8 protein-coding genes, 1 tRNA gene and 2 pseudogenes are annotated in these 10,817 nt (G+C 67.9%); 3 read left to right on the top strand and 8 right to left on the bottom strand.

Going from position 1 to position 10,817, the window contains the following annotated elements; all coding sequences use genetic code 11:
* Window positions 1-68: 68 nt before the first annotated feature.
* A pseudogene (locus GBZ26_RS21350) lies at window positions 69-554 on the bottom strand (thiamine pyrophosphate-binding protein); the annotation flags it as partial.
* A 109-nt stretch (window positions 555-663) separates the two neighbouring features.
* Between GBZ26_RS21350 and gcvA the strand changes: the two are divergent.
* Window positions 664-1,578 carry a transcriptional regulator GcvA gene (gcvA, locus tag GBZ26_RS21345; protein WP_174440572.1) on the top strand — a complete coding sequence of 305 codons (915 nt, stop codon included), beginning with the start codon at window positions 664-666 and terminating at the stop codon, window positions 1,576-1,578.
* A gap of 167 nt (window positions 1,579-1,745) precedes the next feature.
* Here gcvA and GBZ26_RS21340 read toward each other — a convergent pair whose 3' ends face one another.
* From GBZ26_RS21340 to GBZ26_RS21330, 3 genes are all read right to left on the bottom strand, one after another.
* Entirely contained in the window at window positions 1,746-2,381 is a 636-nt protein-coding gene (locus GBZ26_RS21340; RefSeq protein WP_174440571.1) for a hypothetical protein, read from the bottom strand.
* Between the two features lie 251 nt (window positions 2,382-2,632).
* The gene (locus GBZ26_RS21335) at window positions 2,633-2,959 is read right to left on the bottom strand and encodes a hypothetical protein (RefSeq protein ID WP_174440570.1); all 327 of its coding nucleotides are present in this window, start codon (window positions 2,957-2,959) and stop codon (window positions 2,633-2,635) included.
* Window positions 2,960-2,988: 29 nt separating this feature from the next.
* A tRNA-Phe gene (locus GBZ26_RS21330) sits at window positions 2,989-3,064 on the bottom strand.
* Window positions 3,065-3,415: 351 nt separating this feature from the next.
* Between GBZ26_RS21330 and adhE the strand changes: the two genes are divergently transcribed.
* Complete coding sequence (gene adhE / locus GBZ26_RS21325) at window positions 3,416-6,076, top strand: bifunctional acetaldehyde-CoA/alcohol dehydrogenase (protein ID WP_174440569.1); 2,661 nt, start codon at window positions 3,416-3,418, stop codon at window positions 6,074-6,076.
* Between the two features lie 293 nt (window positions 6,077-6,369).
* Complete coding sequence (locus GBZ26_RS21320) at window positions 6,370-8,019, top strand: AraC family transcriptional regulator (protein WP_174440568.1); 1,650 nt, start codon at window positions 6,370-6,372, stop codon at window positions 8,017-8,019.
* 353 nt (window positions 8,020-8,372) lie between these two features.
* On the opposite strand, the gene GBZ26_RS21315 is transcribed toward GBZ26_RS21320, so the two are convergent.
* The 4 genes and pseudogenes from GBZ26_RS21315 to GBZ26_RS21300 form a co-directional block, all read right to left on the bottom strand.
* A complete protein-coding gene (locus GBZ26_RS21315; protein ID WP_174440567.1) occupies window positions 8,373-8,888 on the bottom strand; it encodes a hypothetical protein in 516 nt (171 codons plus the stop codon).
* 143 nt (window positions 8,889-9,031) lie between these two features.
* The gene (locus tag GBZ26_RS21310; protein WP_174440566.1) at window positions 9,032-10,111 is read right to left on the bottom strand and encodes a hypothetical protein; all 1,080 of its coding nucleotides are present in this window, start codon (window positions 10,109-10,111) and stop codon (window positions 9,032-9,034) included.
* A gap of 22 nt (window positions 10,112-10,133) precedes the next feature.
* Entirely contained in the window at window positions 10,134-10,484 is a 351-nt protein-coding gene (locus tag GBZ26_RS21305) for a hypothetical protein (RefSeq protein WP_014200165.1), read from the bottom strand.
* Window positions 10,485-10,545: 61 nt separating this feature from the next.
* A pseudogene (locus GBZ26_RS21300) lies at window positions 10,546-10,817 on the bottom strand (hypothetical protein); the annotation flags it as partial.

Here is a 10,817-nt window from a genome sequence, read left to right as displayed (position 1 = left end):
TTATATAACGCCGACCCCAGAGACCTGCACAGAGTAGTTCGACGGCAACGTCAGATGTGAATAAGAGCCAGAACCAGGACGACCGGGCCGGGGCGGCCGGCGAGCGCGGTGTGGAAGGCGCGGCTGACCATCTCCGGCACGCGGTCGGCGCTGTCGATCTCGGCCACCCACTTGGCCATGCCGCCGAACATGAGGGTGTAGTCGACCTCCTGGAAGGCGTCGCGACCGCGCATGCCGCGCTCGATCTGGCCGATGAACAGGATCATCGGGGTGGAGTCCTGCTGCGCCACATGCACGCCCGGCGCGGCGTTGGTGGCGCCGGGGCCGCGGGTGACGAAGCAGATGCCCGGCCGGCCGGTCAGCTTGCCCTCGGCCTCCGCCATCATGGCGGCGCCGCTCTCGTGGCGGGCGTTGATCGTGCGGATCGAGGAATCATGCAGCGCGTCCAGCACGGCGAGGTAGCTTTCGCCCGGCACGCAGAACACGCGCTCGACGCCCTGCGCCTCCAGCGCATCGACGATCAACTGGCCTCCGGTCTTGCCATTGGTCTGCATGGCGCGCTCGTTCCTTGGCTGGGCGTTCAAATCCTCCTCAATCTGGCGGCAGGCCCCGCCCCGCGCAACCGACTTTCTTTCCCCCGGTCATGAGCTATAGTCATGACCCATGGGTCTGCAACGCCGCCTTCTCCCGTCCATGAGCGCGCTCTCCGCCTTCGAGGCGGCGGCGCGCACCGGCAGCTTCACCGCCGCGGCGCAGGAGCTGGCGCTGACCCAGGGCGCCGTCAGCCGGCAGATCAAGGCGCTGGAGGACCAGCTCGGCGTCCCGCTGTTCGTGCGCCGCGACCAGCGCGTGACCCTGACCCCGGCCGGCGAATCCTACGCGGCGGAGGTGCGGGAGGCGCTGCACCGTGTGGGAGCGGCGACGCTGCGGGTCATGACCGCGCCGCAGGGGGGCGTGCTGAAGCTGGCCGTTCTGCCGACCTTCGGCACGCGCTGGCTGGTGCCGCGCCTGCCGGCCTTCCAGGCGGCGCACCCGCAGGTCATCATCCATTTCATGACGAAGATGGAGCCCTTCGACTTCCGGTCGGAGGATCTGGACGCCGCCATCCACTTCGGCGCCGCCGACTGGCCCGGCGCCGTCTGCGAGCGGCTGATGGAGGAGGAGGTCCTGCCGCTCTGCGCCCCGTCCTTCCTGGCCGCCCACCCGATCCGCGCGGCGGCGGATCTCGTGGCATTGCCGCTTCTGCACACCACCAGCCGACCGGAGGCGTGGCGGGACTGGTTCGCCGCCCAGGGCATCGAGCGGCACGAGGGCGCCGGCATGTTCTTCGAGCAGTTCTCCACCACCGCCCAGGCGGCGATCACCGGGCTGGGGGTGGCGCTGCTGCCGACCCTGCTGGTCCAGGCGGAGATGCGGGACGGGTCGCTGGTGCCGGCGCTGGACCGGCCCTACCGGAATCCGGACCGCGCCTATCACCTCGTCCACCCCTCCTCACGGGCGCATCACCCGCCGCTTATGGCGTTCCGGGAGTGGTTGCTGGGGGCCTGCGCGTCGGCTTCCGCCGGTCGCGGCCGCTGAAGGCCCATTTCAGGATCGGCGGCTTGTCCGCCGGGCGGGTTCGTTGGGTGGTGCGCCCGCGATCCGATCCGCATCGTTGGGAGAAAAATGGGCGCTTCAGCGTGCCGGCCTCACTCTTGGCCATCGCGGCGCAGGGGAGGTGTCCCGCTCTTGCCTGCGCGAACATATTACAATTTGCGGTTGGCCAGGACGTAGGCGACTTTGGCTGTTATCGCGTTGTCAGCCAGCCATTTATTGAACATGCCGCCCAAGTTGTCGATCTTCGGCTTATAGGCGTTGGGGCCGTTGTTGCAGGAAGCATAGGTACCGCTGGGGCCGAGGCCGTAAGTGCCGCCACCTTCCGCTTTGATTTGACAGGGATGGTCAACAGACCACTGCTTGTAAAGCCAGCCTTCGCTGTCCGTGCCAAATTCAAAAACGACACCGGGATCCGAGTTGGTGACATATTGCATCACGTAGGAAAAACGTGGGGCAATCCCCACAAAGGATTTTTCCGGCAATCCCAGTCTCGAGTAATTGCTGTTGATAAAGTCATTCGCCTGTTGGGTCGGCATGCCGCGGTACCAAAATTTTGCTTTTTCCGCTTCAGTATCCGTGAAAGCTGCATAGTTCCTAACCAATTTCATGGCGTTGACCGTGGTATTCTTACTATCGAGAACCAAAATACCTTTTTCATACATGGGGATGAGAACCTCCATGTTGTTCCTTTTCAGGGTGTTTACGATCTCGCTGGAGGTCATGGTGTCGGCTGCGGCAAGGTTGGGCAGCAAAGCCAAGATGATGAAAAACAGGAGCCTCTTCATGATTCGTCATTCCTTTCTGAAGTCGCATCGTGGGCCTCTTCGGACCAAGGAGCTTGATGCGGTGTCCGTAATGGTGTCGGTCATTCCCGCATGAAGGCGGGCAACCTGAAGCGAACGAAAGTTTGCATAAGCGGCTGGTCCGCGGCTTTGCTGGGAAAGCCCTAAGCATCGCCTTCAGAAAATGACGCGTGCATTGCGTTCTTTGTGAATGGGGGCCCGCTTGTTTCGTCGCGGCGAGTTGGCCCGCCGAGTCATTCAGAAAGCGCAGACGATCGATCGATAATTATTGAGACGGTGTCGATGGGCTTGGCCCACGCGAAAGCTTTGGCGTCCTTGTTGCGGGCGCGACTGAAGCGGGTAATGGTGTCCTGCGCATCGGCGATGGATTGGAGGAAGCCGCGTGGGATGCGTCGCCCGCAGAGGCTCGCACGGCCGCTTCGACTGTGCCACGATTGTGTTGGCGCAGCGAAAATCGACATCATGAAAAGTGGAAATTTTAAAGGCTTGGCAGGCGAGGAATGATGACCTTCGCGGCTGTGCCAAGTCCGGGCCGGATGGGTCGGCTTTGCCTGATCCACCACCAGCGGCTTGATCGGCGAAAGAGAAATGGTGCCCAGGGACGGAGTCGAACCGCCGACACGGGGATTTTCAGTCCCCTGCTCTACCAACTGAGCTACCTGGGCGCCGCTGCGTGCGGGGGCGTCTTATAGGAAGAACCCACGCGCTTGTCCAGCGCAATCGTCACCCGTTCGAAAGAGATTTTTCCAATTCGGCCGGGTGGATCAGGCTTGCGGGCCAGGGGTGGCGCTACCCCGAAAGTGGTCATACCAATTTGACCTGAGTCATGGTCCTTCCCCCGCGGTGGGGGGATAGTTCCCCTGCCGCGCGGACCAGTGAGAAGCGCCGCCCGGCCATGACCGATTTTCCGTGCGTGCCCCGGATGCCGTTCCACAAGGGCTTCGACCCGTCCGCATCCGGTTTCCTTGCCCGGCCCGAAAGGGCCGGCGGCGCGCCAACCGCAGAGGCGACACGATATGCCCGTCACCACGCTTGCAGACCTCAACGACCTCGTCCTTCGCGTCCGGGAGGCGCAGAAAGTCTACGCCGGCTTCCCGCAGGAAACCGTGGACCGCATCTTCCGCAGCGCCGCCCTGGCCGCGGCCAACGCGCGCATCCCTCTGGCGAAGCTGGCGGTCGCCGAGACGCGCATGGGCGTGATGGAGGACAAGGTCGTCAAGAACCACTTCGCTTCCGAATACATCTACAACAAGTACAAGGACGAGAAGACCTGCGGGATCCTGGAGGAGGACCCGGAATACGGCATCATGACGATCGCCGAGCCGGTGGGCCTGATCTGCGCCATCGTGCCGACGACCAACCCGACCTCGACCGCCATCTTCAAGGCGCTGATCAGCCTGAAGACGCGCAACGGCATCGTCTTCTCGCCGCACCCCCGCGCCCGCAAGGCGACCTGCGAGGCCGCGCGGATCGTGCTCCAGGCGGCGGTGGAGGCCGGCGCGCCGCCGGACATCATCGGCTGGATCGACGAGCCTTCGGTGGAGTTGTCGAACGCGGTGATGCACCACCCCGACATCAACCTGATCCTGGCGACCGGCGGGCCGGGGATGGTCAAGGCGGCCTATTCCTCGGGCAAGCCGGCCATCGGCGTCGGCGCCGGCAACACCCCGGCGGTGATCGACGAGTTCGCCGACATCAAGCGGGCCGTCGCCTCCATCCTGATGTCCAAGACCTTCGACAACGGCGTCGTCTGCGCGTCGGAGCAGTCGGCCATCGTCGTGGACGCCGTCTATGACGCGGTGCGCGACCGCTTCGCCCACCATGGCGGCCACATCCTGTCGGCTGCGGACGCCGACGCGGTGCGCAAGGTGCTGCTGAAGAACGGCGCGCTGAACGCCGACATCGTCGGCCAGTCGGCCGGCGCCATCGCCGCCATGGCCGGGGTGAGCGTTCCCGCAAACACCAAGGTGCTGATCGCCGAGGTCGAGGCGGTGACCGAGGACGAGCCCTTCGCCCACGAGAAGCTGTCGCCGACCCTGGCGCTTTACCGCGCCCGCGACTTCATGGAGGCCTGCGAGAAGGCGGCGGCGCTGGTCGCGCTGGGCGGCATCGGCCACACCTCCGCCCTCTACACCGACCAGGACCAGCAGCCGGAGCGCATCCGCCATTTCGGGCAGGCGATGAAGACCGCGCGCATCCTGATCAACACGCCCTCCTCGCAGGGCGGCATCGGCGATCTCTACAATTTCCGGCTGGCGCCGTCGCTGACGCTCGGCTGCGGTTCCTGGGGCGGCAACTCGATCTCCGAGAATGTCGGGCCGCAGCACCTCATCAACCGCAAGACCGTGGCGAAGCGGGCCGAGAACATGCTGTGGCACAAGCTGCCGAAATCCATCTACTTCCGCCGCGGCTGCCTGCCCTTCGCGCTGGAGGAGCTGCGCGGGAAGAAGCGCTGCCTGATCGTCACCGACCGCTTCCTGTTCGAGAACGGCCACGTCGACGAGACCGTGCGCATCCTCAAGGGGCTGGGCCTCGCCGTGGAGACCTTCTTCGAGGTCGCCGCCGACCCCACCCTGGCGGTGGTGCGGCGCGGGCTGGCGCTCGCCAACGCCTTCCAGCCGGACGTCATCCTGGCGCTGGGCGGCGGCTCGCCGATGGACGCGGCCAAGATCATGTGGGTGATGTACGAGGCGCCGGACGTCGCCTTCGAGGATCTGGCCCTGCGCTTCATGGACATCCGCAAGCGCATCTACACCTTCCCCAAGCTGGGGGTGAAGGCGCAGTTCGTCGCCGTCCCGACCACGTCGGGCACCGGGTCGGAGGTCACGCCCTTCGCCGTGGTGACCGACGAGCGCACCGGCATCAAGTACCCGATCGCCGATTACGAACTGACGCCGAACATGGCGATCATCGACGCCAATCTGGTGATGGACATGCCCAAGGGCCTGACCGCCGCCGGGGGCATCGACGCGGTGACCCACGCGCTGGAGGCCTACGTCTCGGTTCTGGCCAACGAGTACACCGATGGGCAGGCGCTGCAGGCGCTGAAGCTGCTGAAGGAGCATCTGCCCTCCGCCTACGCAAACGGCGCCAAGGACCCGAAGGCGCGCGAGCAGGTGCACAGCGCCGCCACGCTGGCCGGCATCGCCTTCGCCAACGCCTTCCTCGGCGTCTGCCATTCGATGGCGCACAAGCTGGGGGCTGAGTTCCACCTGCCGCACGGCGTCGCCAACGCGCTGCTGATCGCCAACGTCATCCGCTACAACGCCGCCGACATCCCGACCAAGCAGACCGCCTTCAGCCAGTACGACCGGCCCAAGGGCGTCGCCCGCTACGCCGAAATCGCCCGGCATCTCGGGCTGGGCGGCAGTCGCGACCATGAGCGGGTGGAGACGCTGGTGGCCTGGGTGGAGGAACTGAAGCGCACGCTGGACATTCCGGCCTCGATCCAGGCCGCCGGGGTGCCGGAGGCGGAGTTCCTGGCCCGGCTGGACACCATCGCCGAGGCCGCCTTCGACGACCAGTGCACCGGCGCCAACCCGCGCTTCCCGCTGGTCGCGGAGATCCGGCAGCTCCTGCTCGACAGCTACTACGGCCGCGCCTACGCCGAGGAAGCGCAGCGTGCGCCGGAGGCCGGGGCGGAGCGCAAGCCAGTGGCGCTGGTCCGTTCGCGGTGATCCTTTCACAGTGATTCAGGCCTGACGGGCCGCCCGGCGCCGGGAAACCGGAGGCCGGGCGGCCCCTTCTTTTGTCCGGAAAAAAAGCCGGTCCGCCGAAGACTTCACGCCCTGACGCCATGAAACGTCGATTGGCTGTGAACCCATTGTACGAAACGGCGGCAGGTGATTCCGGTCATGATTCGATCCTATCAATCCGATTACCGCCATCGCGGCCACGCGATGCATGCATTCGTCTTCAAGGTCCGGCGCTCGCGGAACACGCGGCACGGCTTTACCAAGGAGGCGGTGCGATGACTTTGTCGGTCTGTGGCGCGCTGGACGAGATTCTATACCCGGCCTCGGCCGACTTCCGCAGCCTGCCGGACCTGATCGGCGGGCTGATGGATCGCTTGGCCGACCGCGCGCCGCTGCGCGGCGGCGCGCTGTGGCTTCAGGACATGGGCACGCTGGTGCTCGCCCAGAACCGGGCGGGCGGCCGCCTCTGCTGGACGGCGGACGGCGACCCCAACGCCGCCGCGGCCGATCCGGAGGCGGTGGTGGTGCCCATCACCTACGCTGACACGCCGGTCGGCGAGATGCGGCTGGTCCTCGACCGCGCGCCGGACGGCGCCCCGCCCGAGGCGCCGCTCCTGCAGGACATTGCCCGCCAGTGCGGCTATCTGGCCAAGCGCTACGAGCTGCGGCGCTGGGCGGAGCGGCGGTTCGGGCGGCCCCTGATGATGGTCGGCATGAGCCCGGCGCTGCGCGAGCTGGACGCCTTCCTGGAGCAGGCCGCGCACAGCGCGCTGCCCGTCCTGCTGACCGGCGAGTTCGGAACGGAGAAGGCGCAGCTCGCTGCGGCGATCCACGGCTGCGGGCCGCGACGCGACGCTCCCTTCGTCCAGGTCAATGGGGCGGACCCGGCGGGGACGCCGGCCGACTGGTTCGCGCGGGCCGCCGGAGGCACCCTGTTCCTCAGCGGCGTGGACGAGATGACGCCGGCCCTTCAGGGGCAGATCCTCCAGCACATGCCCTCCCAGCTCGGCCAATGGCTCGACGCGCCGGGGGGGTGGACGCCGTCCGCCAACGGAGTGGCCAATGGGATGGCCAATGGGACTGGGGGGCCGCGGGTCATCGCCTCGACCACCGCCGACCTGCGGCGGCTGGCGGCGGCTGGGCGCTTCTCCCGCCCGCTGCTGGCCGAGCTGGATTTCCTGTGCGCCACCGTACCGCCGTTGCGCGACCGGCCGGCCGACATCGAGCCGCTGGTCCTCGCCGCCCTGGAACGCCATGGCGGGCGCACCGACGAGACGCGGACCGACGAGTTGATCGCCCTGTGCAAGGCCTACAGCTGGCCGGAGAATCTGTTCGAACTGGAGCGGGTGATCGCCCGGCTGGCGGTGATGACCGGCGGCGGGCCGATCCGCCACGGCGACGTGCATCGCCACGCCCCATGGATGGTCGGCGGCGCCATGCCGGCGGACCCGGAGTCCGGCATTCATCCGGTGGGCCATCCGGTGGGCCATCCGGAGCCCGCGTCCGTTGTCCCGCCGGCTTCCTCGCCCGCGGACCATTGGGTGCGCTGCGCGCTGACCCGCGACCAGGACGTCCTGGCCCGGCTGCACGGCGGTCTGCGCAAGGCGCTGGTGTTTTTGGGAGAGCGCTTCGCCGACCCGATCACGCTGGACGAGCTGTCGCGTCAGGCCCATGTCAGCCCGTCCCACCTCAGCTACCTGTTCCGGACGGAGCTTCAGACGTCCTTCAAGGGTCTGCTCGGCCGCATCCGCATCCACAAGGCGCGGGAGCTTCTGGCCGCCGACCGGCGGTTGCCCATCACCGAGGTGGCGATGAGCGTCGGCTACGGCGACCTCAGCCATTTCGAGAAGAGCTTCCGCCGTCTCGTCGGACAGAGCCCGCGGGAGTATCGGCGCAACCTGAGCGGAGCCGCCGCGCCCGGATGAACCGGTCACCGGAGGGGGCGGCCGTCATGCCCCCTGCCGGTGAACGTGCCGGTCTCGCCCCATTGGCAGACCGGCGCGCAACATGAGGGTCAGCATCAGGTGACCGCGTCGGTCCTGGCGCGGAGCCTCCACCGACGAATCGGCGCCGTCAGGCGCTCCAGTGCGCAGGCTTGCGGCGATCAGGACGTTCAACGTGCCAGCCAGCCAGCCAGCCGGTCCGGGACGGCATGCGGGATGCCCTTCGGCTCGGTTGGGGACATGTTCGGAAATAGGCGGAAACGTGCCCGTCCCACGCGCCCCGAGGGGGCCGCGCGGTGTCGCGGTCCCCTCGGGGCGGTGGATCGTCGGGGGGCTTACAGGGCCGGGTCGCCCTTGCTGTTCATCGCCCGCGCGATCTGGGCGCTGGCCGCGGCCATGGCCTTCTGCGCCGCCTCGTTGGCCGCGGTGACGGCCTTCTGCTGCTGCTCGCTGGCCTGCTGCATCGCCTGACCGCCGGCGCCGGTTCCGCTGGCGGCTTGGAGCGCCTGCGACATCGCCTCGTTCGCTTGGGACATCGCGCTCTGTTCGTCGGCGTTGCCGCCGGGGTGCGCGGTCAGGCCGGGGATTGCCTCCACCGCCTGGCCGGCGAGCTGGATGGCCTGCTCGACGGCGGCCAAAGCCTGCTCGGCGGCGGCGTTCACGCTTTTCACCGCGTGGTCGAGCAGCGCGCTGGCGATTTCAGCGGGCGTCTTGGTGTCCGCCTCGAACGGTGCCGTATCGGGAGGCGCGTCGGCCGGCGGCGTCGGCGCGGCGGGAGCCGGCGTGTCCGGTGTTGCCGGAGCGGCCGCCGGTTCAGGGTTCGGGCTGTTGGGGGGCTGGGAAACGCCCATCCTTCGATCTCCTTCGTCCGGTTCGGTTTTGCGGCGCGCTGACCGCCGCGGCGGTCGGGGTGGTTGGCGCAGACGCTGGGGCAGAGGGCGGTGACCGGGGCGGTGCAGAAGGGGCCGCCCCGGTCACCGCCGGTTGAAGCGAGTCAGGCGGCGGCGGTGGTGGCGGCTGCTGCGGCGGTGGCGGGGGGATCGGGGCGGAAGCAGCGGAGCGAGATCACCCCCGCGGCCCCCATCTGGATTTCCGCCTGGTTGCCCTTGCCGAAGACGGGGAAGAGACAGGACGCGCCGTCCTGGCCCATGATGCCGCGCTGCGGCGGCGTCGCCGACAGCAGGGCCTGAGCCCCGGCCAGATAGCCGGCGACCAGAACCCGCACCGCGTCGCCGGTCTCGTCCCGGAAGGCCGTGTCGCGGACTATCTGCAAGGCCCCGTCCGACAGGCGGGCGAAGCCGATCGGCCGGCCGCGCTTCTGCCAGTCGGAGACGGCCCGCGCCACCTCCGCCGGGGCGGCCAGCGGACCGACCTGCGGGCATTCCAGAAAGCCGAAGAGCTGCGGCAGGATGGTGTCCAGCGCGCCGCCGGCCCGTTTCTTCCGGTCGTCCGGCGTCGCGGTCAGGGAGCCCAGCCGGTTCACGTAGATCAGGTAGAACTGATAATAGTCGGCGAACTCCTGCACGGTGCGCGCCTGATCCACCGCGAAGGCGGCCGCCTCCTTCTGAAGCTCGGGGTTGGCCGTTCCCTGGCTTTCCTTGCGGTAGAGCAGCTCCTGCACCGCCAGCTGCTCGTCGAAGCCCATGAACTGGAAGACCGGAGCCCCGGAGACTCCCAGACCGGCGAGGAAGGACGCGCCGGCGGCGAAGTCGTCCTGCGTCAGAAGATTGTGGTCGGCGAGGATGCGCTTGACCTGGGCCGACACCGTGGCGCTGGTATCGCCGGATTCGGCGTCGGCCAGCGTGCGCAGGCTGTCCACCCCCAGCGTCATCAGCTTCACCGGGCTGACCATCAGCTTCAGATTGGGCAGCAGGGCCAGCCGCGTCGCGTGAAGACCCTGCTGGACCTGCTCCACGAGCGCGCTCTCGTCCGGGAAATCGTAGCGCGGACCGGCGTTGCTGATGGCCCAGTCGAGCCACTCCGACCCGCCATCGATGAAGGCGAGCGCAAGCCGCCCCAGGTCGGTGAGCCCGGCGCGGTTCTGGATCATCTTGTTGGCGACAGAGACGGTCATGGTGGGGACACCTGCGTAAGGGTCAGCTCGACGGGAAGCTATTCAGGACCGTGGAGGCCGCGGTACCGATGCTGGTGAAGTCGTTGGCGGCGCTCGTCATCATTCCCTGCGCCTGGGTCAGGGCGGTGACGTATTTCGGGTCGCCCGTCGCCAGAAGCTGCGCCATCGCGACGCCGATCGCCGTGGTGGCGATGGTCGAGACGTTGCGCAGCGTGTCCGTCGCGTCCTGCACGGCCATGGCCGTGGACTGGGCGACCGCCTGATAGGCTTTCCCCGCGCCGCTGGTGGTGACGACCTGCTGGCTCATGGTCGCCGTCTGCGTCTGGTTTATGACGTCAATGATCTGCGCATTGACCTTCGTGGGCTCCGACATGAAGGCTCCTTGCTCGTTGTGGCCTGGACGGCCGGCCGCTGGGGGATGGGCGCGGGGTCAATCACGACCCGCCGCTGACGGTGCTGTTCCCGGTGCCACCGGTGACGGTGCCGTTCCCGGTTCCGCCGGTGACAGTGCTGTTCCCGGTGCCCCCGGCGACGGAGCTGTTCCCGGTGCCGCCGGTGACGGTGCCGTTCCCGGTTCCGCCTGCGACGGTGCTGTTTCCAGCGCCGCCGGTGACCGTGGGGGGCAGGGTGGTGAGCGAGGTCGTCAGGAGCGGGGTCAGCGGCTGCAGGGGGGACGCGTTGCCGCCGGAGGTGGATGAGCCCGAGG

The organism is Azospirillum formosense, assembly GCF_013340925.1.
GTDB lineage: Bacteria > Pseudomonadota > Alphaproteobacteria > Azospirillales > Azospirillaceae > Azospirillum > Azospirillum formosense.
This window is presented reverse-complemented; position numbering and strand designations above follow the sequence as displayed.